The following is a 22,282-nucleotide window of genomic DNA, read 5'->3' as shown; positions in this document are numbered from 1 at the left end:
GGGTGACTGCTTACCGGATGCGCACCATGACGGCCCTGGCCTTCGATCCCCGCCCGCGCCGCGCGGCCTTCCGTGCGCTGCATGACACGGGCTGCTTCGTGCTGCCCAATCCGTGGGATGCGGGTAGCGCACGCTACCTCCACAGCCTGGGCTTCCAGGCATTGGCCTCGACCAGTTCCGGCTATGCGTGGAGCCAGGCCCAGGCCGATGGCACGCTGACGCTGGAGGAAACACTGGCCCATCTGCATTCCCTCGCCGCTGCCACGCCGCTGCCGTTGAACGCCGATTTCGGCGATGGCTTCGGCGCTCTCGAGGAGGTGGGCCGCAATGTCACCCGCGCGATCGCCACCGGCGTGGCCGGCATCTCCATTGAAGACGCCAGCGTGGATCCTGCGAGCCCGTTGCGCACGCTGGACGATGCCGTGGCACGGGTGCGTGCCGCCCGCCGCGCGATCGACGCGTCCGGTGAGGACGTGCTTCTGGTCGGCCGCGCCGAGAACTTCTTCGTCGGCCGTCCCGACCTGGACGATGCGATCACCCGCCTGCGCGCCTATGCCGAGGCGGGCGCGGACTGCCTGTACGCACCGGGCATCAGCACCCGCGAGCAGATCGAGGCCGTCGTGGCTGCGGTGGCGCCGCGGCCGGTCAACCTGCTGGTCGGCAGCGCGTTGCCGTTCACCCTGCAGGATATCGCGGGGATGGGGGTGCGCCGGGTCAGCGTCGGCGGTGCGATGGCGCGCACCGCCTGGGGCGGCATGATGCGCGCGGCGCAGCTGCTGAAGGACGAAGGCCGCTTCGACGGCTTCGCCGATGCGGCCTCCGGGGCCGTGCTGAATCAACTGTTCCGCTGACCCGGCTCAGTGGCTGGACAGCACCCCCACCGCGCCGGTGACCAAGGCGATCCCTGCCCAGCCGATCGGGCGCAGGCGGTTGCCGAACAGCACGCGCCCGCAGAGGGCGGTGCCGATCACGCCCATGGCACCCCACATGGCATAGGCCGTAGCCAGATCCAGTGTCTTGACGGCCTGGCCGAGCAGCGCGAAGGCGATCCAGACCAGCACGATCGCGGCGAACCCCCAGGCCGGCTTACGGAAACCATCGGACGTGGCGACCATCATGTTGGCGGCGATATCGATCAGCGCCGAGCACAGCACGAACAGGAAAGCGGTGAGGTTCATGGCGCGTGCTCCTCGCCGAGGGTGACGCAGACGATGCCGACCGCCGCCATCACCAGCCCGATCATCTGCTGCACGGACAGACTGTCCTTGAACACAACGATGCCGACCAGCGTGAGAAGCGTCAGGCCCAGGCCTTCCCAGACGGCGTAGGCCACGCCCACCGCGATACCGCGCACCGACAGCGCCAGGAAGTAATACGAAATGGCCAAGGCCACGGCCATGACGGCATAGCCGAAGTAACCGCCATGACGCGCGGCATCGGCCATGAACGCGGTGCCGACCACTTCGGCGACGATCGCCACGATCAGGCAGGCCCAGGCGATCAGACCGCCACGGGCACGGGGTTGGGAATGCACCTGTGTGTGCATGGAAAGCTCCTTGATTGCGGCCGGTACGCGCCGACGGAACGCCGGGCACCGGGCATCGGCCGGGAGGGCGGATGCGGATGTGTCGCTGCTTGCCGGTGACGTGGGTGGCGACACCGACACGAGGGCCGGCAAGGACCGACGGATGATCGGCACGCGGCCCTGCGATGGCACCCGAGCGACGCGGCCAGTATCATCGTATTTTCCATCAGGCCAAAGATGGAACCCATCGACAAAGGCGATACATCCATGCGCTATGGCCCGGAATCCCTGCACGCCTTCGTCGAGGCCGCGGCACTCGGCTCGTTCTCCGCCGCCGCGCGCCGGCTGAAGAAGACCCAGTCCACCGTCAGCACCGCGATCGCCACGCTGGAGGCCGACCTGGGCCTCACCCTGTTCGACCGCAGCGGCCGTTATCCGGTGCTGACCGAGGACGGTCGCAAAGTGCTTGGCCATGCGCAGGAGATCCTGGCTGCCGCCGACCGCCTGGAGCAGCTCAGCATCCGTCTGGCCGATGAGGTGGAGCCGCGCCTGAGCCTGGTGTTCTCGGATATCTACCAGCTCAACCCGGACCAGCACCTGCTGCGCCGGTTCGAACAGCGGTTTCCGGATATCGACCTGGAGTGGCTGGATGCCGAAGGCAGCGACGTGCTGGAGGTGGTGCAGCGCGGCCGCGCCCATCTCGGGCTGATCCCGCATCAGCCTTCGTACCCCTCCGAACTGGCGGTGCGCGCCCTGCCCCTGCGCGCGCAGATGGCCGTGTTCGTTGCCGCCGATCACGCGCTGGCCGCGCAGCCCGCGCCGGAGGACTCGCACCTGGCCCGTCATCGCCAGATCTGCCTGACTGGCGATGCGCTGCGCGACGGCCACGCGCGCGGGCGCACGTGGTCGGCCTCGGACTACCTGATGGTGCTGGAGATGGCCGAGGACGGCTTCGGCTGGGCCGAACTGCCACGGGCGCTGGTGGCGCGCTACGGTCGGGGCATGCTGGTCGAGCTGCCCCTGCCCGGCTGGCCACGGCTGATCGGTGCCGATGCGGTGTGGTCGCGCGATACGTCGCTCGGCCCGGCGGCGTTGTGGCTGCTGGATGAGTTCCTGCAGTTCCCCCATTAGTGGCTGCCGCGGGCAGCGCTTGAAGGCGGCATCCCGAACGACTGGTGCAACGTCGCCGAATGCCGGCTGAAATCTCCTCGCTGCGCGCGGCGGGAGCGGTTGCATTGTAAGAAATTTCCCGACGCGTCCAGCGAATCTACCGATTGCCAGGTCGGACCAAGTCATGCTTACATCGATTCTCTCCATGGATAGGATAGCCCAATGAACACACATGCCACGCCGTCAGTCGACGACACCGATTCCGTGCACGGCGGAGTCAGACAGGCCCTTCTCTCGTCACTAAGGGATCAGGAGACAGTCGTCATCTCTCTGAGCGGCCCATGGGGCTCTGGAAAGACGTCTGCCGTGGAAAGAACGATCAAGGAGATGAGCGAGTCAGGCACGCACAGCTTTGCATGCGCCTCGTTGTTCGGGCTGAAGTCCCTGTCAGAACTTAAGCTGGTCCTCCTCGACGACAGCATGTCGCGTACGGGGGGTCTGAGGGGACTGCTCCACGAGAAGACCCGCGGGGTGCGAAAGGAATTGGAGTCACTGCTAAGCAAAGCACATACGCTCGGTCCCATGGCCAATGAGCTTGTGCTGCTTCGCTCCGGTGCGGCCTTGGCGGAGCACATCATCGTGCTGGATGACATCGAGCGAAAACACGACCAGCTCGGTATCGATGAAATCTCAGGATTCATAGACGAGCTTCGCATGCTGCACAAATGTCGATTCGTGCTGGTCATGAACGATGCCAAACTTATAGATGAAGAGAAATGGCAACATATCCGCGAGAAGATCGTCGACAGGGAAATCAATTTACGGCCGCGGCCTGAGCAATCGCTGGACGTCGTATTTCCGGTACCCGACAGGCTGCGAGCCGCGTTGGCGCCCCTGATTGTCTACTGCGGAATCACCAATATCCGTGCAATCAAAAAGATCGCGGCCGAAGCCAGGCTGGCGCCCGCAGATGTGCCCGCCGACAGTGCAACCATGCGCGACTTCCTGGCACCATTGGTGCTATTCATGAGTATTCATTTCCGCGCGCAAACCGCATTCCCGGCATTGGAACGGCTGGAATTCGACGACGCGCACCACCTCATCAGCACGCCTGAGCTCGAGCAGGCGGCCAAGGCACTTGGATTTTCGATCGATGGGCCATTCACGAACCTGGTCGCGCGATTGATGTTCGACGGACATCTACCCGTTGAACGTATGCGGACCCTGTTGCAGCAGGAATACTCTCGCGAAGATCAACATAAGCTCACACAGGAAATCAGACAACTGCGGGATCGCTTTGACTGGTATCCTGAGTGGCCGACCGAAGAGGCAGTCACCGCCGCGCGGAGTTGCGCGACCCGCGCGGCGCAGTACGTCAATCACGCCCTGTTCGACGAGTCTCTTGGGCTGCTGGGCGAGGTTGATGCATCGGGGGCGCTTGTGGCCTCGGCCATCAGCGACTATGAAAGACGTCTTCCTGGAAACGCAGAATCGGCCCGTATCTCAGGGTGGGATGCGGACCGCCTCAACACCAAGCTTGCGAAACTCCTGCGCGAGCGCAAGCTCGTTGACGATCTGGCCGAGGCAGGCGAACCTCTTGAAGAGTACGACGTAGACTTGCGCTACATGCAAGAGATCGCAATCGGCGGATATTCCTTTGGGCCGTCGCACATGACGACAGAGTGGTTTCTGAGCCAGTTGCAGAAACTGGATTCGACGCAACTTCGAAAGACGGTGACCAAGCTGCTTCATCATGGCGCGTCCCGATCTCTGCCGGTAGGGCACGAGGAGCATGCTCGCGCATTCAGCGATGCGTGCAAATCGATGTCGCAGAACGCATCGAATGCACGCCACGCTCGCATGCTCAAGCTCGCCTTGGAGGGCGAACGGCCCAGATATGAAGGCTGGGGTCAGGACGACCCGTGATCCCCTGAGGGTAGTGCTTATCAACTGTTGAGGCGGTGCCAGGAGCGATCGGCCCGCCTCGACGTGCTATTTCTGCGCCAACGCGTAATCGATCGCCGCGCAGATCGCCGCCACCTGGGCGTCATTGCACTGCTGCGGGGTGGCGCGCGGGCTGTCCGGGTAGACCTCGGTGGTGGTAGTGTATTTCGCGCCGCTGACGCTGGCGCACAGGCCCAGCTTTTCCAGCGGATACTCGATCACGCCCGGGGCCACCACCGGCGAGCCGATGATCTCGCCCTTGTCGTCGGCCGGGGCGATATGGGTCACCCGCTCGACGGCCGCATTGACCGCGGTCTGGAACGCCGGCTGCGGGTTCTCGCTGTCATCCACGAGATAGAAACCATCCGGGATCAGGCCCGGCTCGAACGGCTTGCCATCGCGCGCGGCCAAGGCCGGGCGGAACTCGGTTTCATCGGTGTCCGTGGTTTCGTGCAGGTCGATATGCATCGCGATGCTGCCGCGCAACGGCGCGACGAGCGCGATCAGTGCGGCCGATTCGGCCGCCGGGCTGTCGGCCATGAAGGAGCGGTTCGGATCGATCGCCTCGGCGTTCCAGCGCTGGATGCGCTCATAGCCCCACGGGCTGACGCAGGGCACCACCAGCAGATTGGCGCGCCCCGCGTACTCGGCCGCGCGGGTCTGCAGGAACTGCAACGCGCCCTGCACGCCACTCGTTTCGTAGCCGTGGATGCCCCCGGTGACCAGCATCGTCGGCAGCGCCGGATTCCAGTCGCGGCTGCGCACGGCGAACAGCGGGTACTGGTCCGGGGCGTAGTCGAGCGTGCCGTACTGACTGACATCGAACGCGTCACGCAATGCCTCCACCACCGGCAGCACATCGTCGGCATAGCGCCGCTGGGGCAGCTGACGGGCACGCCACTGCGCCTTCTCCGCAGCGCCCCAGGGCTGGCCAGGGGTGCCGATGGGATAGAAGGGGGCGTCGTTCATGGCGTGCTCGTCTGTGTCGCGGTGTGGAAACGCGATTTTACCACTGCCGCACCGGGCGGCCCGCTTACGCGTGGGCAAGCGCCGCGATTGCGTCATGGACAGGCTGGTCGCCTTCGGTCAGCTCGATGATCGTGCGCCGCACCTCCGGATGTTCCACCAGCGCGACCAGCGTGGCGGCCACATCCGCGCGTGGGATGTCGCCATAGGCGATCGCCGGGCCCGCGGCGACGCGCCCGGTGCCCGGTGCATCGCTCAAGGTGCCGGGGCGCAGGATCACCCAATCCAGATCGCTCGCGGCCAGATACACATCGGCGCGCTTCTTGACCGTCATGTAATTCTCGAAGCCCTCGCCCATCGCCTTGTTGCGACCGGCTTCCGGGAACGCCGAGACCAGCAGGAAACGACGCACGCCTGCCTGCCGGGCGGCATCCACGGCCAGCGCCAGGCCACGGCCATCGATGGCGTTGGTCACCTCCACGCCCGCGCCGCCCGCACCAGCGGTGAAGACCACCACATCGCTGCCCGCCATGCAGCCGGCGAGCGTATCCACGTCGATGGCGGTGAGGTCACCGGAGACCGGCGTAGCCCCCAGTGCGCTGAGTTCATCGCCCTGCCCGGCACGACGATGCAGCGCGAGCACGCGATGCGCTCTGTCAGCCAGCTGCTCGACGAGATGACGGCCAACCTTGCCGGCGGCGCCGACGATGAAAACACTGCTCAAGACCATTCTCCTGTGTCGATCTGCCTGGGAGGGTACGCAGGCGGATGTGACACGGCCGTCCGCATCGCGCGCCGACGTTCAGCCGCCGCTGTACTGCGCGTCGCTGACCTGCTCCATCCACGTTACCGGCGAGCCGTCGACCGCTTCGGCGATCGCGATATGCGTCATCGCCGTAGTGGCTTGCGCGCCATGCCAGTGCTTGACGCCCGGCGGGATCCAGACGATGTCGCCCGGGCGGATCTCGCGCGCGGGCTTGCCCCACTCCTGCACGCTGCCCACGCCTGCGGTCACGATCAGGGTCTGGCCCAGCGGATGGGTATGCCATGCGGTGCGTGCGCCGGGCTCGAAGGTGACCGTGGCGCCGCCAACCCGTGCGGGCGCATCGGCCTGGAACGGTGCATCGATGCGGACGCGACCGGTGAAGTAGTCCGCCGGACCGGCGGCAGAAGCAGTGGTGCCGGCGCTGGTGATGCGGATGGGCGCCGTCGCGGCGGGCCCGGTGGCGGCCATCGACAGCGATAGCGCCGCAGTGAACAGGTCCATGAAGCGATCTCCTGGGGGAGCGACGGATCACGCCGCGGGGAAGATCACTGTAGGCGTGCCCCGGGGCGGGGACTACCCACCGCAACCGGGATGCAGCCATGACCATGGCTCATCAATGCAACCAGAACGCGGCTTGAACTCATCAGTCTGGCCCGCGCATCATGGGCCCGCATGACTGCCATGCGCCCTTGGCCCCGCCCCATGGCCCGCGAGAACTTCAACGATCTGCAGGTGTTCATCACCGTCGCGCGCGAACGCAGCTTCACCCGCGCCGCCGCCCAACTGGGCGTCTCGCAGTCCGCGCTCAGCCATGCCGTGCGCGGACTGGAGGAACGCCTGGGCGTCCGCCTGCTGACCCGGACCACGCGCAGCGTCTCGATGACCGAGGCCGGCGAGCGGCTGTATGACACCGTCGCCCCGCGCATGCAGGAGATCGAGGCCGAGGTGGCGGCGATCAGCGAGTACCGCGACCGCCCGGCCGGCACCATCCGCATCACCACCGCCGAGCATGCGGCCAACACGATCGTCTGGCCGCGGCTGGCCGCGGTGCTGCCGGCCTACCCCGACCTGCATGTGGAACTCACCGTCGACTACGGCCTGGCCGACATCGTCGCCCAGCGTTACGACATCGGCATCCGCCTGGGCGGACGCGTGGCCAAGGACATGATCGCCGTGCCGATCAGCCCGCCGCAGCGCATGGCGATCGTGGCCAGCCCGGGCTACTTCGCCACGCATACCGCGCCGCAGGTGCCAGCCGACCTGGCCGCCCACAACTGCATCGGCCTGCGCCTGCCCACCCATGGCGGGCTGATGGTCTGGGATCTGGAGAAGAACGGCGAGGAAGTGAACGTGCGCGTGGACGGCCAATGGACCTTCAACGGCAGCAGCGCGATTCGTCGCGCGGCGCTGGCCGGTGCCGGCCTGGCCTATCTGCCCGAGGACATGGTCCTCGATGACATCGCCGCCGGTGCCCTGCGGCGTGTCATGCAGGACTGGTGCGACCCCTTCGACGGGTACTACGCCTACTACCCCAGCCGCCGGCAATCCTCCAGCGCGATGAAGGTGGTGATCGAGGCATTGCGCGCGGACACGTAGAGCCGACCGTTGGTCGGCTATCGCGGTACCCGATCCAGGGCAGCCGACCAACGGTCGGCTCTACCGATCCGGCGACGCCCTCACGGGCGCAACAGCACCTTGCCGTTTCGGCCCGGCTCGAGGCTGGCCTTGGCGGCATCGCCCACCTCATCCAGTAAATCCGAGCGTCGGTTGGCTATCGCCGTACCAGATCCAACGTAGAGCCGACCGTTGGTCGGCTATCGCCGTACCAGACCCGACGCAAATCCGACCGTTGGTCGGCTATCGCGGTGCCAGACCCAACGTAGAGCCGACCGTTGGTCGGCTATCACGGGGCCAGGCCCAACGTAGAGCCGACCGTTGGTCGGCTATCACGGTGCCCGATCCAAGGCAGCCGACCAACGGTCGGCTCTACCGAACCGGCGCCGCCCTCACGGGCGCAGCAGCACCTTGCCGTTGCGGCCCGGCTCGAGGCTGGCCTTGGCGGCATCGGCCACCGCATCCAGCCCGAACACACCGTCCACCGGCAGGCTCAACCCACCGCGCGCGGCCAGTTGCAGCAGCTCACCGACCAGGCGGCGCTTGTCGTCCGGGGCCATGGCCTGGCTGACCTTGCTGCCCCAGAAGCCCTTCACCGTGGCCTGCTTGAAGATCACGTCGCCCGAGTTGAGCTGCATCGGCTCCCCGGTCATCGAGCCGAACGACACCAGCGTGCCCCCATCGCCCAGCAGGGTCATCAGTTCGCTGCTGGCGCGCCCGCCCACCGAGTCGACCGCTGCGGCGATCGATGCCTCGCCGACCGTGGCCTGTACCTGCGCCATCCAGTCCGACCTGGCGGTGGAAATCGTGTTGTCGATGCCCAGCGCGTCCATTTCCGCGACGCCGGCATCGCGGCGCACGAGGTTCACGCAGTGCACGCCACGTGCCTTGGACAGCATCGCAAGCGCCTTGCCGACCGCGCCGTTGGCGGCGTTCTGCAGAATCCACTGGCCCTCGCGTACCTGCAGGAACTCCAGCAGCATCAGCGCGCTCAGTGGCATCGCGATCAGCTGCGCCGCGGTTTCATCGTCGATCGCATCCGGCATCGGAATCACCATCTTCGCCGGTGCGATGAACTGCTCGGCCCAGGTGCCATGCACTGACGCGGCGCTGACCCGCTGGCCTACCGTCAGGCCTTGCACGCCCTCGCCCAGCGCATCGATCACGCCGGTCGCTTCACTGCCGGCAACGGCCGGCAGCGTGGGCTTGTAACCGTACTTGCCGCGGACGGTCCACAGGTCATGGTTGTGGATGGGGGCCAGCACGGTGCGGATACGCACCTCGCCCGCGGCCGGTTGCGGGGCGGGTACCTCGCCTCCGTGCAGCACGACGGTCGGATCGCCAAAGGTGTCATGCAATGCAGCGCGCATGGAATTCTCCTGTTGCCAGTTCAATGGGGGATTGCCGGGCAGCGCCCGGCCTTGCAGGGGCACGCGCGGTGCCCGGAAACACGTAGGACCTCAACGCCGATGGCGGTGCGCGGCCACGACCGCTACGGTCGGATGACGCCACGCCCGCACGCGCAGCAGCAACGTCTGCAGCACCAGCAGCGCGGCAATCGCCAGCGCCAGCACCGACACCGTATCGGCACCCGGCAGGCGCCAGCCCGACTGCTTCACGTACACACCGACCAGTGCCCACACCACGGCGGCCGGGTAGGCAAAATGCCCGCGCAGCCGCTGGTTCATCGCCCAGGCCAGCAGCGTGGCCAGGGCCAGCAGCACCACGCTCCAGCCGAACATATCGGCGGTGGGCAGCCACTGGTAGGCCACGATCACCTGGGCCGTGTTGAGGAAGGCGGCCATCGTCAGCCAGCCGGCGTGCAGGGCCAGTGGATACGCCGCCCAGGCGCGCTGCCCGCCGGTCGCGTCGAGGGGCGCGGCGCGCACGGCTGCCATCAGCAGGCACACCAACGCGGCCCAGATGATCGCCAGCGCGGGCAGGAACCACAGGTTGGAAAACACCGGCATCCACGCGGCCGTCAGCGCGAAGCCCGCTGCCGCCCAGCCACGCACCCCGGGCAGGTCCGGGCGACGGCGACGGAGTTGCCACAGCCCGAAGATCACGTCCCACAGGAAGATCACGCCCCAGATCGCAAACGCGTACCCCGCGGCCACCAGCAAGGTGGGATAGCGGTCGGAAATCGCGCCATTGGTCGGGCCGAATGCGCCGGATTGCGAGAACCACGACACCACCGGCATGGCCAATGCGGCCAACAACACGATCCAACGCATGCATCCACTCCAACTCAAAGAGCGGTGACGATACGCGGTTCAGGGTTAAGGCGTTGGGAGGCCGCAGATTGCAAGGCCTTGATAACATAGCCTCTGCTATATTGCGGCCGTGGACATCCAACGCCGCCCCGACACTTCCCCCGCCTTGCCGTCCCCGGACAGCCACAGCCCCAGCCTGGGCGAGATGAACGCCAGCGTCGCCGTGCCCACCGGCGGCCATTGGTGGTTCCGCTTGTTGGCCTTCCTTGGCCCCGGCTACATGATCTCCGTCGGCTACATGGACCCCGGCAACTGGGCCACCGACATCGCCGGCGGTGCACAGTTCGGTTACCTGCTGCTCTCGGTGATCCTGCTCTCCAACCTGATGGCGATCGTGCTGCAGGGGCTGTCGGCGCGGCTGGGCATCGCGACCGGGCGCGATCTGGCCCAGGCGTGCCGCGACCACTATTCGCGGCCGGTCAATCTGGGCCTGTGGCTGCTGTGCGAGATCGCGATCATTGCCTGCGACCTGGCCGAAGTGATCGGCACGGCGATCGCCTTGAAGCTGCTGTTCGGCATCCCGCTGCTGGCTGGCGCGATCATCACCGCCGTGGACGTGGTGCTGGTGCTGCTGCTGATGAACCGTGGCTTCCGCGCACTCGAAGCGTTCGTGATCGCGCTGCTGCTGGTGATCTTCAGCTGCTTTGCGATTCAGATCTTCATCGCCGCCCCGCCGCTGCAGGCGGTGCTGGCCGGGTTCATTCCGCACGCGCAGGTGGTGACCGATCCCAAGGCGCTGTACCTGGCGATCGGCATCATCGGCGCCACCGTGATGCCGCACAATCTGTACCTGCATTCGTCCATCGTGCAGACCCGTGCCTACCCGCGCACGGATGCCGGTCGCCGCAGTGCGCTGCGCTGGGCGGTGACCGACAGCACCATCGCCCTGATGCTGGCGTTGTTCATCAACGCCTCCATCCTGATCCTGGCCGCGGCGGTGTTCCATGCGCATGGCCGGACCGACGTGCAGGAGATCGAGCAGGCCTACGAGCTGCTCGCGCCGATGCTGGGGATCGGGCTGGCCTCGACGTTGTTCGCCGTCGCCCTGCTCGCCTCGGGCATCAACTCCACCGTGACCGCGACGCTGGCCGGCCAGATCGTGATGGAAGGTTTCCTGCGGCTGCGGATCGCGCCGTGGGCGCGGCGCCTGATCACCCGCGGGGTCGCGATCGTGCCGGTGGTGGTGGTCACGGCCATCTATGGCGAGCAAGGCACCGCACGCCTGCTGGTGCTGAGCCAGGTGCTGCTCTCGATGCAGCTGCCGTTCGCGGTGGTGCCGCTGGTACGGTTCGTGTCGGACAAGGCCAGGATGGGCGCGCTGGTGGCGCCACGCTGGCTGATCGTGATGTCCTGGCTGATCGGCGGGCTGATCATCGTGTTGAACGTGAAGCTGCTGGTGGACGTGGGCCGTGGCTGAGCGGCGTGGCCCGGCGCATCAAGGCACGGAAACGCGGGCACGCCAGGTGACTGCTCGCGCGGCAGGCGGCGGCATGGCGCAGGCCGTCGCGCATCGCGGTCATCCGGGCGATGCCCTGGTCGAGCGCATCGGCCCGGGCCGCCAAGCGTGCGCGGTCGATGCGGGTGCCACCGTCAGCGCTGAGCATCGCGCCGATCTCTTCCAGCGAGAGTCCCGCCGCCCTGCCCAGCGCGACCAGCGCCAGGCGCTCCATCACCTCCTCGGCAAACACGCGGCGCAGCCCGCGCCGGCCCACCGAGCGGATCAGGCCCTTTTCCTCGTAATACCGCAGGGCCGATGGGGCCAGCCCCGCCCGTCGCGCCACCTCGCCGATATCCAGTTCCTGCATCCGCTTGACCTCAAGCCCACTTGAAGTGCCACAGTGCGACCTTCCCATCCCACTGGCAAGCCCGGACCGAGCCACGCAATGACCGATACCTCGCAGCACGCGTTATGGAATGGCCCGGCCGGTGAGGCATGGGTGGAAGCGCAGCGCATTCTCGACCAGATGTTCGCGCCGCTGGCCAGCCACCTGCTCGACAGCCTCGCGGCGGGCGCCGACGCGCAGGTGCTGGACGTGGGCTGCGGCACCGGCGCGGTGGCAATGGGAATTGCCGCGCGCCTGGGTCCGGGAGCACGCGTCACCGGGGTCGACATCTCCGCGCCGATGATCGCCTTGGCGCGCGAGCGCGCGCAGCGCGCCGGGCTGGCGGTGGACTTCCTCGTCGCCGACGCGCAGCGGCACGCGTTCGCCCCGGGGCGCCTGGACCGGATCGTGTCGCGCTTCGGCGTGATGTTCTTCGATGACCCGGTACAGGCGTTCGGCCAGCTACGGCACGCCGCCAGGCGCGGCGCGGTGCTGCAGGCGCTGGCCTGGCGCGGGGCCGAGGAGAATGCCTTCATGACCACCGCCGAGCGCGCCGCGTTGCCCTGGGTGGCGTTGCCACCGCGCCAGCCCGGCGCACCGGGTCAGTTTGCGTTTGCCGATCAGGCCCGGGTCGAGCAGATCCTGGGCGACGCCGGCTGGGAGGATGTCGAGCTGCTGCCGCTGGATGCCGTGTGCCGCATCGACCGTGCGGATCTGGCCACGTACGTCTCGTTGCTGGGACCGGTGGGAAGCGCACTGCGCAACGGCGCCCTTGCTGCGCACATCCGAACCCACGTGCTCGACGCGGTGCTGCGTGCGTTCGAGCCGTTCCTGGACGGCGATTGCGTGACGTTCACTGCCGCCTGCTGGGACGTGCGGGCCCGGGCAAGGTGAGCGACGGTGGAATCAGCGCCGGGCCGTCAGCGTGCCGATCCGCTGCAGCGCCGACGAGGTCGGCGCGAGCAGGCACATGGCAGCGCATTCCCCCGGGCCGTGGCCGTTGGCCGGGTCAGCCGCCGGTCACCGCCAGGCGTCGCCGCAGCGAGTCAACGATGGCCTGCTCGCTCATGGCGTAGCCATAGACGTCCTGCAGTCGCCCGTCGGCACCGAGCAGGAACCACGACGCCGTGTGCTCGAACGTTGCCAGGTCCCCTTCGCCGACGCGCCGATAGCTCACGCCCAGGCTCTCGGCGATGGCGCGGGTACCGGCCTCGTCGCCGGCCAGGCCCAGGAACGTCGTATCGAAGGCCGCCAGATACTCGCGCAGGTGCGCCGGCGTATCGCGCTGCGGGTCGACGGTGACGAAGGCCACCTGCAGGTGTTCCGCCGCAGGGCCCAGCCGCCGCTTGATCTGCACCGCCTTGACCAGGCTCAGCGGGCACACCTCGGGGCAATGGGTGAAGCCGAAGAACAGCAGCGTCGGCTTGCCTTGCAGGTCACGGATCGCAAGCGTGCGCCCGTCGCTGCTCGCAAGCGTGACCGCCTCGAGGGCCGCCTGGCCCATCACCGGCGCCGCGCCATCGGCGCAACCGGCCAGCAGCGCCGCCGTCACGATACCCGCGGCCAGCCAGCGCCTCACTTCGCCGCTCCGTGCGGCACCAGCCCATCACGCACGCTGAAGTCCACCCCTTGCGGTGCGCTGCGGGCGAACTGGAGCGTGATCCGCACCGCCTGCCCCGCCGACAACGGCCGCCGCGGCTTGAGCAGCATCAGGTGGTAGCCCCCGGGCTGCAGCGCGACGCTCTGGCGCTCCGGCAAGGCCAGGCCGTCGGGCAGCGCCTGCATGCGCATCACGTCACCGTCCATGCGCATGGCATGGATCTGTACCTCGGCAAACGCCGGGGACGCCGCCGACAGCAGCCGGTCCTCAGCGCCGCCGTTATGCAGCTGCACATACCCGGCGGCCACATTCGCCGCTGGCGGTGGCAGGCGGACCCAGGGATCGCTGACCGACACCGTCGGCGTGGCGGGGGCCTGCGCGGCCGCAGCCACCGCCGGCATCTCCGGGGAGGACAGCAGCAGCCCGGCCAGCAGGGCTGCGCGGGATGAGCGGCTCATGGCGTGCCCGACATCTGCATCGGCATCATGTTGAGGTTGGCGTTGTGCATCACCCACAGCGATCCGGCCACCACGATGGCGATCAGGAACGCCGTGCACAGGAAGATGCCGGTGTTCTCGCGCTGGCTGCGCCCTGCCCCGATGTGCAGGAACAGCACCAGCTGCGCCACCAGCTGCACCACGCACAGCACCACGATGGCGGTCAGCCGCAGCGGCTGCGGGAGCAGATCGGTCATGACCACGCCGAACGAGGCGCCGGTCAGGGCCAGGCACAGCAGCAGGCCGAGGATGTAGCCCTTCAGCGTGGCGTGGCCGCCACCGTGATCGGCATCAGGCGTGCTCGCGCTCATACAAACTCCCGCAGGTAGACGAAGGTGAACACACAGATCCAGATCAGGTCCAGGAAGTGCCAGAACAGGCTCAGGCACGCCAGGCGGCGGCGCACGATCCCGTCCAGGCCGAAGGTCAGCACCTGGTGGATCATGATGGCCAGCCACAGCAGGCCGAAGGTGACGTGCAGGCCGTGGGTGGCCACCAGCGTGAAGTACGCCGAGAGGTAGGCGCTCACATCCGGTGTGGCGCCTTCATGGATCAGCTCGGCGAACTCGTACAGCTCCATGCCGATGAAGACCGCACCGAGCACGCCGGTCACGGCCAGCCAGCCCACCACCCGGTTGCGCCTGCCCGCCTGCATGCCGAGCATCGCCAGGCCGAAGGTGAAGCTGCTGAGCAGCAGCACCACCGTTTCGGAGAGCACGAAACCGAGCTTGAACAGTTCCTTGCCGCTGGGGCCGTCGGCCGTCCCGCTGAGCAGCACGCCGAAGGTGGCGAACAGCACCGCGAAGATCAGGCAGTCGCCCATCAGGTACATCCAGAACCCGACGACGGTCTTGTTGCCCTCGTCGTGGTGCTCGTGGGCAGGGTAGTGGTGACCGGCCGCGAGCTGTGCGTGCTGCGTGGCAGCGGTCAGGGTATCGCCGCTCATGCCTTGGCTCCTTCCAGCTTCGCGAAGTACGCGTCTTCGATGCGCTTCACCTCGGCGGCGGGCACGTAGTAGTCCACGTCACGGTCATACGAGCGCAGTACGAAGGTGGCGATCGCGCCTACGAGGCCAATCGCGGCCAGCAGCCACATATGCCAGACCAGGGCGAAGCACAGCACCAGGCTGAACGCGGAGATCACCACGCCGGCGGCGGTGTTGCGCGGCATATGGATGTCCTCGTAACTGTCCCGGCGCTGCCAGGCACGGCCGTGCTGTTTGTCGTCCCAGTGCTGTTCCAGCGAGGTGATCGCGGGCAATGTGGCGAAGTTGTAGAACGGCGGCGGCGACGCGGTGGCCCACTCCAGGCTGCGCGCGTTCCACGGGTCGCCGGTGAGGTCCAGGTTGGCCTTGCGGTCGCGCACGCTCACATAGAACTGGATGAACATCGCGGCGATGCCGGCGGCGATCACCAGTGCGCCGATGGCGGCCACGATCAACCACGGCTGCCAACCCTCCACCGCGTAATGGTTCATGCGCCGGGTCATGCCCTTGAAGCCCAGCACGTACAGCGGCATGAAGGCCAGGTAGAAGCCGACCAGCCAGCACCAGAACGAGACCTTGCCCCAGCGCTCGTTGAGGGTGAAACCGAACGCCTTCGGGAACCAGAAGGTGATGCCGGCCAGACAGCCGAACACCACCCCGCCGATGATCACGTTATGGAAGTGCGCGATCAGGAACAGGCTGTTGTGCAGCACGAAGTCCGCCCCCGGGATCGCCAGCATCACGCCGGTCATGCCGCCGATGGCGAAGGTGACCATGAAGCCGATCGTCCACATCGTCGAGGAGTGGTAGCGGATGCGGCCGCGGTACATGGTGAACAGCCAGTTGAACAGCTTCACCCCGGTCGGGATGGAGATGATCGAGGTCATGATGCCGAAGAAGGCATTCACGTTCGCGCCCGAGCCCATGGTGAAGAAGTGGTGCAACCAGACGAAGAACGACAGCACGCCGATCGAGCAGGTGGCGTAGACCATCGAACGATAGCCGAACAGCGGCTTGCCCGAGAACGTGGCGATGATCTCCGAGAACGCGCCGAAGCACGGCAGGATCAGCACGTAGACTTCCGGGTGGCCCCAGATCCAGATCAGGTTGACGTACATCATGGCGTTGCCGCCGGCGTCATTGGTGAAGAAGTGCATGCCGAAATAGCGGTCCATGCTCAACAGGACGAGTGTGGCGGTCAGCACCGGGAAGATCGCCACGATCAGGATGTTGGTGATCAGCGCCGTCCAGGTGAACACCGGCATCTTCATCAGGTCCATGCCCGGCGCACGCATCTTGAGGATGGTGACGATGAAGTTGAGGCCGGTCAGCGTGGTGCCGATGCCGGAAACCTGCAACGACCAGATGTAGTAGTCCACGCCCGCCGTCGGGCTGTACTGGATGCCCGACAGCGGCGGATAGGCCACCCAGCCGGTGGCGGCGAAATCGCCGACGAACATCGACAGCATCACCAGTACCGCGCCTACCGCCGACAGCCAGAAGCTGAGCGAGTTGACGAATGGGAACGCCACGTCGCGCGCGCCGATCTGCAGCGGCACCACGATGTTCATCAGCCCCACGATGAGCGGGGTCGCCACGAAGAAGATCATGATCACCCCGTGCGCGGTGAAGATCTGGTCGTAGTGTTCCGGCGGCAGGTAGCCGGCGGCATCGTTGGCCGCGATGGCCTGCTGGGCGCGCATCATCAGCGCATCGGCGAAGCCGCGCACCAGCATGACCAGGGCCAGCAGGATGTACATCACGCCTATCTTCTTGTGGTCCACCGAGGTGATCCACTCGGTCCACAGGTAGCCCCACTTCTTGAAGTAGGTGATCGCCGCGATGATCGCCGCGCCCAGCAGCAGCGACCCGGCCAGCGCCGACATGATGATCGGGTCGTGGTAGGGAATCGCTTCGAGGTTCAACTTTCCAAGCACAATCAGTTCTCCGCGGTACGGCTGGCGGCAGGCGCGGCCAGGCTCACGAGTTGGGTTTTCGCCCCCGGGGCTTCGCCCGGCAGGCAGATCTCGTCATCGGGCATGCCGCCGTGGCGGCGCACGATGCTGTCGAACAACCCGCTATCCACCGCACTGAAACGAAGCAGCGGCGAGCCGTGGGTAGGCGTCTCCAGTTCGGCCAGGCGGGTGGCGCCGAGGTGGTCGCCACTGCTGCGGGCCTGCGCCAGCCAGCGGGCGAAATCGGCGTCGGTGACTACCCGTGCCGGGAACTTCATGTCCGAGAAGCCGGCGCCGCTGTAGGCCGAGGACATCCCGGCATAGGTGCCCGGGGTGTGCCCGATCAGGTGCAGGCGGGTCTGCATGCCGGCCATGGTGTAGACCATGCTGCCCAGCTGCGGTACGAAGAAGGCGTTCATCATCGACTCGGAGGTCAGCTTGAACGCCACCGGCGTATCCACTGGCATCACCAGCTCGTTGACCGTGGCCACGTTGTGATCGGGGTAGATGAACAGCCACTTCCAGTTCAACGCCACCACTTCAACGCGCAGCGGCGCCTTGTCCGATGCAATCGGCCTGTACGGGTCCAACGCGTGGGTGCTCTTCCAGATCAGCACCGCCAGCACCACGATGATCAGGCACGGGATGGTCCAGATCACCACCTCGATGGCGGTGGAATGCGACCAGTCCGGCGCGTAGGTCGCCGCGGTGTTGCCCTCGCGGTAGCGCCAGGCGAAGTACAGCGTGAGCAGGATCACCGGGATCACCACCAGCAGCATCAGCCCGGTGCAGACCAGGATCAGCTGCATCTCCTGCTCGGCGATGCTGCCCATGGGGTTGAACAGTTCCAGCGAACTGCACCCGGTGAGCAGCGGCAGCAGCGCTGCCGTGCCCAACCAGCGTGCGGCGCGGGCCCTACCGGCCAGCGTGGTGCGGCGAGCGTGTTGTGTAGCGGGGTTCATGCGGGTCGGCCCTTCCAACGCAGTGCCGGGCCCTGTGGCCCGGATCATGAGAAGTGGCGAACACCCCCCTGCATGACCGATATGCATGGGGGGTGCCCGCCGCAGCCGCGTACGTTAGGCAACGACATGATCCCTACATGATGCGACACACTGTCGCAGCCGCCGACCGGTGCGGGCGTAAGATGCGCCGATGCAGTGGAACACCCTCATCGCCGATGGCCACGGGCCGATCTACCTGCGTATCGTGCAGGCGCTGGAGCGCGCGGTCTGGTCCGGTACGCTGCGCCCCGGCGCCCGCCTGCCCGCCCAGCGCGCGCTCGCCACCGCGCTGGGTGTGGACCTGACCACCGTCACCCGTGCGTTCACCGAAGCACGCAAGCGTGGGCTGGTCGACGCACGCGGCCCCCTGGGTTCCTTCATTGCCCCGCCCACGGTGGCGCTGGACCAGGTGGTGGACCTGAGCATGAACCTGCCGCCGCCCCCGCCTGGTGGCGAGGTGGCCGACATGCTGCGGCGTGGCCTGTCCACGGTGCTCACGCGCAGCGACGCCGGCAACCTGATGACCTACCACGTCGGCGGCGGCAGCCGCGCCGATCATCTGGCCGCGCAGCAGTGGCTCAAGCCGATGTTGGGCAAGGTGGACAGCGATCGGCTGGTGGTGACCGAAGGCGCACAGGCCGCGCTGTCGGCGCTGCTGCTGGCGCTCACCGATGCCGGCGACACGATCCTGTGCGAACCGCTGGTTTATCCCGGCCTGCTGCATGCGGCGCGGGTCCTGCAACGCACGCTGCAGGTGGTCGCGTGCGACGAGCACGGCATGCGCCCGGATGCACTACGCCGGCAGGCACGCGCGAGCGGGGCGAAGGTGGTGTACCTCAACCCGACCGCGCAGAACCCCACCGCCCATACCGTGCCCGACGCGCGCCGGGCGCAGCTGGCGGAGGTCCTGCGCGCACAGGACCTCCGCCTCATCGAAGACGACCCGTACTGGCTGCTGGTCGACGATGCCCCTGCCCCGCTCGCCCGGCTGGCGCCGCAGCACACGTGCTACATCGCCACGTTGTCCAAGTGCCTGAGCCCGGGCCTGCACACGGCGTTCGTCCACCTGCCCGACGGCGTGTCACGCCAGGGCATGCTGGACGCGCTGCGCGCGGTCAACCTGATGGCGCCGCCGTTGATGAATGCCCTGGTCACCCAGTTGATCCTGGATGGCTCGGCCACCGCGCTGCTCACACTGGTGCAGAACGAAGCGGCCGAGCGCCGCTACCTGGCAAAGTCGGCACTGTCGCCGACGCTGCTGCAACACTGCGCCGGCGTGCACGCATGGTGCCGCGTGCCGCCACAGTGGACCGCCGCCAGCCTCACCCATGCGGCGCGGCTGCAGGGATTGGGCATCGCCTCGTCGTCGGCGTTCACCCCGGACGGGGTCGCCATCCAGGACGCGGTGCGGATCTCGCTGGGGGCGGCAGCGAGCCGGCAGGAACTGCACCGGGCGCTGCGCCAGCTGGACCAGTTGATGCATGTGGCCGCCGGCCAGGGCGGCTGGACGGTGTAGGCCGGCGCTGTCAGTCGGTTACGGGTGCGACGCGAGATCGTCGCGGTCGGCTGTAACGCCTGCCCGGATTGCCCACGTACTGGTCCATGGAGCGGCGACCGTCCGCGGTCTCCACCGTCACCTGGAAATGCGGGCCTGCCACTCTGTCGGTACCGAAACGTGCGGAGAGAACCCGGATCTGGCCGATGTCCAGACCGTGCCGCGACGCCAGTTCGGGCAGTCGCTGTGCGAACTGGCCGACGGCTTGCTTCACCTCGGCCGAGGCCGGGCTGCCTGCGGTCTCCCCTGTCAGAAAATTCACCACGATTTCGCCCTCGCGGGACGCTGCGGCCTCCGCAAAGATATCCAGCGTGTAAAAGCCGATCATGAAGCACAGGCCGCTGGCCAGCGAGTCGGCCACGTTATGGCCAAAGGCAGTGAGCTCACCCAGTTTCATCGTCAGCCCTGCGCAACAGATCGTGCAGGTCGATGCCGTCCGGGTTCAGAAGCGTCCGTTCATGGCCCGTGTGGAACAGCTCGAACCTGCCCTTCTCATCGTCGACCACGCGCGCCCCGTCCAGCACTGCCAGCATGCCGAACAAGGTCGTTGCAGTGGCCTCGGCCACCACGCTGCGCACCTGCGCCTGGTCCTGTGCCGACAAGCCGTTGTACCACGCAGAGCGTTCGCGACGCGCCTGCGGCGGTCGTCTTCCCGGTGGCGATTGCAGGACGCTGATCGTCGCGTCCGTCGCCGCATCCTGCACGTACGCTTCCAGCGCGGCGACAAACTGCTGGCTGTTCATTGCGCGGCCTGATCCGCATCGGCGCGCAGGCGCTGCTCGCGCAACCGATGAACCCGTGCCTGGTCGGCCTTGTCGGCCCGGAATCTGAAGAAAAAGAACGCGGCCAGCGCGCCCACCAGCAGCGCCGGCGTCAGCGTGTACCCCAGCGCATAGCCGAAAGCGGCCGGTGGCAGGTCCGCGCGCACCGCGTTTACCACCATGTAGACGGCGAAGACGAGGGTGAGCAGCAGATGGATCGCCGCACCATTGACGGTCAGCCTGCCACGGATCGCGTTGACGGCCTTTGCCAGGCCCATGCACAGCAGAAACACCACGAAGAAACCGAGAATCGCCATCCCAAGCCCCCTTGGCGCAGCGCGCCTGTTCCCCGCCGGTCCGCGCTGCGGCCCCGGCCTGGACATTCCTTTTCCATTGCCGTCCGCACGGGGCGATACCGGCTCCCTGCCGCACCGGATCCGATGGCGGCGAGAGCCGACTCTACAGGCGCTGCCGCCACGCCGACAAGGCCCTGCTTCCAACCCGCAAGACACACTCAAGATTCCGGACGACGCGCCGATGGTGTTGCCTGGCGATGAAAACTTCACGCAGAACGAAAAGGAGCGTCATGGCAGACATGGAATCAATGGTCAACGACATCTACGCCGATGCAGATGTGCAGCGCATGCTGGCACTTTCATGCAAGGCGGAGCCTCTGCAGATCTGCTTTCCACGAGAGGTCCACGTGTCACGGTTCGTTGCCTGGCTGCTGGACCCAAGCCAGGGACACGGACTCAGCGACAGGATGATCAAGTCCCTACTGACCCGTGCCGGCCAGAGCGAGCAGGCAGCATGCCTGTCCCCCAATGATCGCCGCTTCCTCTCCGCATCCAGCGTCCAAACGAATTCGTTTTCGTCGATGATCGTCACCACGGAAGCCGATGTAAGCAATGGAAATGGCAAAAAGTGCAGTGTCGACATCCTGGCGATCGATCCCGTTGCCCGCCTCTACATCGCAGTCGAGAACAAGTTTGGCGCCAGGGAAGGCAAGGATCAAACCAAGTCCTACAGCACGCATTTGAAGAAGTTGTTTCCTTCCTATCGCGGCGTCCGCATCTTCCTGGACAGCAACGAAGCCACTCCAAGTGATGACCGCTGGCTACCTGTAGGATACGACTGGCTCACGGAGTTTCTCGCGGACGCAGAGCGCATGAACTGGCTGTCCCCTGAAGTGAAGAGCACCCTGGGCCAGTTCAGGACGATCATTCAGGACGCGGACGAAGAATCGTCTTCCAGTAGTCCGCTTGCAACGCTTATCACGAAGGTCGCCAGTAACTACGCAGAGACGTTGGGCGAGATGCAGACCCTCTTCAGCAACAACGCCACCAGCCTGCGGGCCGCACAACTCGCTTCCTTGACGGCGACCAGAGGAGCCAGCATAGAAGCCAAAGCGACGGTCAGACTGTTCCAGCTGTATTGCCGCGGACCGGCAATCTGGGACAAGTGCATTCGCCAGAGACAGTTCGCGCGGTTTTCGACCGAGCTGTTGGCGGCCTTCCCGGATCTGGAATCGGAGCCGCGCCGCGTCGTGACATCGTTCACCCGCAAGGACTGGACCCGACTGCTGGATATTCCCGAAGAGAATCCGACGGAGTATCTTTGGGCAGCGGGAATTAACGTCCGGATCGTGGAGGACAAATTCCGCATCGTCAGTTGGATACAGTTCGCCAATGTGAGTACCAAAATGCGGGGTCGGCTGCTTGAGGTCTCTGCGAACCTGCGAAGCAAATACGGCATCGGCGCACGCAATCGCGATAGTGGCTGGCATGCACTGCGTCGTTCCGAACCGCTCTCGCCAGCCAAGGCAGCCAACGAGGCGGTCCAGTACATGAGGGAACTCAACGAAGAGATCGGCGCGCTACGCTGACGACGCATCCGAGGGAATCGGC

The 22,282-nt window shown here is 66.6% G+C and carries 25 protein-coding genes; 8 read left to right on the top strand and 17 right to left on the bottom strand.

From position 1 onward, the window contains the following. Positions 1-26 precede the first annotated feature (26 nt). On the top strand, positions 27-851 hold the full coding sequence (locus tag AC06FD_RS05815) for an isocitrate lyase/PEP mutase family protein (RefSeq protein ID WP_449334358.1): 825 nt from the start codon (positions 27-29) through the stop codon (positions 849-851). A 6-nt stretch (positions 852-857) separates the two neighbouring features. Here the strand turns inward: AC06FD_RS05815 and AC06FD_RS05810 are convergent, their stop codons facing one another. Both AC06FD_RS05810 and AC06FD_RS05805 read right to left on the bottom strand, forming a co-directional pair. Next, positions 858-1,178 (bottom strand): SMR family transporter, encoded by a 321-nt coding sequence (locus AC06FD_RS05810; RefSeq protein ID WP_259202792.1) that lies wholly within the window; start codon positions 1,176-1,178, stop codon positions 858-860. Next, complete coding sequence (locus AC06FD_RS05805; protein WP_478077240.1) at positions 1,175-1,546, bottom strand: DMT family transporter; 372 nt, start codon at positions 1,544-1,546, stop codon at positions 1,175-1,177. Before AC06FD_RS05805 ends, AC06FD_RS05810 begins: the two co-directional genes overlap by 4 nt. Before the next feature lie 246 nt (positions 1,547-1,792). On the opposite strand from AC06FD_RS05805, the gene AC06FD_RS05800 reads away from it, so the two are divergent. Further along, positions 1,793-2,656 (top strand): LysR family transcriptional regulator, encoded by an 864-nt coding sequence (locus AC06FD_RS05800; protein WP_478077239.1) that lies wholly within the window; start codon positions 1,793-1,795, stop codon positions 2,654-2,656. 201 nt (positions 2,657-2,857) lie between these two features. Further along, positions 2,858-4,561, top strand: a complete 1,704-nt coding sequence (locus AC06FD_RS05795) for a P-loop NTPase fold protein (RefSeq protein ID WP_478077238.1) — start codon at positions 2,858-2,860, stop codon at positions 4,559-4,561. 66 nt (positions 4,562-4,627) lie between these two features. Here AC06FD_RS05795 and AC06FD_RS05790 read toward each other — a convergent pair whose 3' ends face one another. The 3 genes from AC06FD_RS05790 to AC06FD_RS05780 all read right to left on the bottom strand — a co-directional run bounded on the left by AC06FD_RS05790 (position 4,628) and on the right by AC06FD_RS05780 (position 6,812). Then, positions 4,628-5,548 (bottom strand): M14 family metallopeptidase, encoded by a 921-nt coding sequence (locus AC06FD_RS05790; protein ID WP_259202797.1) that lies wholly within the window; start codon positions 5,546-5,548, stop codon positions 4,628-4,630. A 64-nt stretch (positions 5,549-5,612) separates the two neighbouring features. After that, complete coding sequence (locus AC06FD_RS05785; RefSeq protein WP_478077237.1) at positions 5,613-6,275, bottom strand: SDR family oxidoreductase; 663 nt, start codon at positions 6,273-6,275, stop codon at positions 5,613-5,615. A gap of 72 nt (positions 6,276-6,347) precedes the next feature. After that, the gene (locus AC06FD_RS05780) at positions 6,348-6,812 is read right to left on the bottom strand and encodes a (R)-mandelonitrile lyase (protein WP_449334363.1); all 465 of its coding nucleotides are present in this window, start codon (positions 6,810-6,812) and stop codon (positions 6,348-6,350) included. A 201-nt stretch (positions 6,813-7,013) separates the two neighbouring features. On the opposite strand from AC06FD_RS05780, the gene AC06FD_RS05775 reads away from it, so the two are divergent. Further along, positions 7,014-7,907, top strand: coding sequence for a LysR family transcriptional regulator (locus tag AC06FD_RS05775; RefSeq protein WP_478077376.1), 894 nt, complete (start codon positions 7,014-7,016; stop codon positions 7,905-7,907). 410 nt (positions 7,908-8,317) lie between these two features. Here the strand turns inward: AC06FD_RS05775 and AC06FD_RS05770 are convergent, their stop codons facing one another. Beyond that, entirely contained in the window at positions 8,318-9,295 is a 978-nt protein-coding gene (locus tag AC06FD_RS05770) for a zinc-binding dehydrogenase (protein ID WP_478077236.1), read from the bottom strand. Between the two features lie 90 nt (positions 9,296-9,385). Next, on the bottom strand, positions 9,386-10,159 hold the full coding sequence (locus AC06FD_RS05765) for a hypothetical protein (protein ID WP_478077235.1): 774 nt from the start codon (positions 10,157-10,159) through the stop codon (positions 9,386-9,388). Positions 10,160-10,343: 184 nt separating this feature from the next. Here AC06FD_RS05765 and AC06FD_RS05760 point away from each other — a divergent pair, with 184 nt between their 5' ends. After that, on the top strand, positions 10,344-11,615 hold the full coding sequence (locus AC06FD_RS05760) for an Nramp family divalent metal transporter (protein WP_478077375.1): 1,272 nt from the start codon (positions 10,344-10,346) through the stop codon (positions 11,613-11,615). Here the strand turns inward: AC06FD_RS05760 and AC06FD_RS05755 are convergent. Then, a complete protein-coding gene (locus tag AC06FD_RS05755) occupies positions 11,569-12,003 on the bottom strand; it encodes a MerR family transcriptional regulator (RefSeq protein ID WP_478077234.1) in 435 nt (144 codons plus the stop codon). The two genes, AC06FD_RS05760 and AC06FD_RS05755, sit on opposite strands and share 47 nt — an antisense overlap. 78 nt (positions 12,004-12,081) lie before the next feature. Here AC06FD_RS05755 and AC06FD_RS05750 point away from each other — a divergent pair, with 78 nt between their 5' ends. After that, the gene (locus tag AC06FD_RS05750; protein ID WP_478077233.1) at positions 12,082-12,915 is read left to right on the top strand and encodes a class I SAM-dependent methyltransferase; all 834 of its coding nucleotides are present in this window, start codon (positions 12,082-12,084) and stop codon (positions 12,913-12,915) included. Positions 12,916-13,030: 115 nt separating this feature from the next. On the opposite strand, the gene AC06FD_RS05745 is transcribed toward AC06FD_RS05750, so the two are convergent. From AC06FD_RS05745 to cyoA, 6 genes are read right to left on the bottom strand one after another with little or no spacing between them, the layout of a single operon-like run. Continuing rightward, a complete protein-coding gene (locus tag AC06FD_RS05745; protein ID WP_478077232.1) occupies positions 13,031-13,600 on the bottom strand; it encodes an SCO family protein in 570 nt (189 codons plus the stop codon). After that, positions 13,597-14,079 carry a copper chaperone PCu(A)C gene (locus AC06FD_RS05740; RefSeq protein ID WP_478077231.1) on the bottom strand — a complete coding sequence of 161 codons (483 nt, stop codon included), beginning with the start codon at positions 14,077-14,079 and terminating at the stop codon, positions 13,597-13,599. The genes AC06FD_RS05745 and AC06FD_RS05740 overlap by 4 nt, the downstream gene beginning before the upstream one ends. Continuing rightward, positions 14,076-14,429: a cytochrome o ubiquinol oxidase subunit IV gene (gene cyoD / locus AC06FD_RS05735; protein WP_478077230.1), complete on the bottom strand. Its 354-nt coding sequence runs from the start codon at positions 14,427-14,429 to the stop codon at positions 14,076-14,078. Before cyoD ends, AC06FD_RS05740 begins: the two co-directional genes overlap by 4 nt. Beyond that, entirely contained in the window at positions 14,426-15,064 is a 639-nt protein-coding gene (gene cyoC, locus AC06FD_RS05730; protein WP_478077229.1) for a cytochrome o ubiquinol oxidase subunit III, read from the bottom strand. Before cyoC ends, cyoD begins: the two co-directional genes overlap by 4 nt. Next, entirely contained in the window at positions 15,061-17,040 is a 1,980-nt protein-coding gene (gene cyoB, locus AC06FD_RS05725) for a cytochrome o ubiquinol oxidase subunit I (RefSeq protein ID WP_478077228.1), read from the bottom strand. The genes cyoC and cyoB overlap by 4 nt, the downstream gene beginning before the upstream one ends. A 2-nt stretch (positions 17,041-17,042) precedes the next feature. Continuing rightward, entirely contained in the window at positions 17,043-17,984 is a 942-nt protein-coding gene (gene cyoA / locus AC06FD_RS05720) for a ubiquinol oxidase subunit II (protein WP_478077374.1), read from the bottom strand. A 226-nt stretch (positions 17,985-18,210) separates the two neighbouring features. Between cyoA and AC06FD_RS05715 the strand changes: the two genes are divergently transcribed. After that, positions 18,211-19,575, top strand: a complete 1,365-nt coding sequence (locus AC06FD_RS05715) for an aminotransferase-like domain-containing protein (protein WP_478077227.1) — start codon at positions 18,211-18,213, stop codon at positions 19,573-19,575. Positions 19,576-19,585: 10 nt separating this feature from the next. On the opposite strand, the gene AC06FD_RS05710 is transcribed toward AC06FD_RS05715, so the two are convergent. From AC06FD_RS05710 to AC06FD_RS05700, 3 genes are read right to left on the bottom strand one after another with little or no spacing between them, the layout of a single operon-like run. Continuing rightward, positions 19,586-20,011, bottom strand: a complete 426-nt coding sequence (locus AC06FD_RS05710) for a hypothetical protein (protein WP_478077226.1) — start codon at positions 20,009-20,011, stop codon at positions 19,586-19,588. Then, complete coding sequence (locus tag AC06FD_RS05705) at positions 19,998-20,357, bottom strand: hypothetical protein (protein ID WP_478077225.1); 360 nt, start codon at positions 20,355-20,357, stop codon at positions 19,998-20,000. Before AC06FD_RS05705 ends, AC06FD_RS05710 begins: the two co-directional genes overlap by 14 nt. Then, positions 20,354-20,692, bottom strand: coding sequence for a hypothetical protein (locus AC06FD_RS05700; RefSeq protein ID WP_394162154.1), 339 nt, complete (start codon positions 20,690-20,692; stop codon positions 20,354-20,356). The genes AC06FD_RS05705 and AC06FD_RS05700 overlap by 4 nt, the downstream gene beginning before the upstream one ends. 269 nt (positions 20,693-20,961) lie before the next feature. On the opposite strand from AC06FD_RS05700, the gene AC06FD_RS05695 reads away from it, so the two are divergent. Continuing rightward, positions 20,962-22,260 carry a PDDEXK-like family protein gene (locus tag AC06FD_RS05695; protein WP_478077224.1) on the top strand — a complete coding sequence of 433 codons (1,299 nt, stop codon included), beginning with the start codon at positions 20,962-20,964 and terminating at the stop codon, positions 22,258-22,260. Positions 22,261-22,282: the final 22 nt, after the last annotated feature.

It is taken from the genome of Stenotrophomonas sp. Steno-Z1, from assembly GCF_056393175.1.
This window is presented reverse-complemented; position numbering and strand designations above follow the sequence as displayed.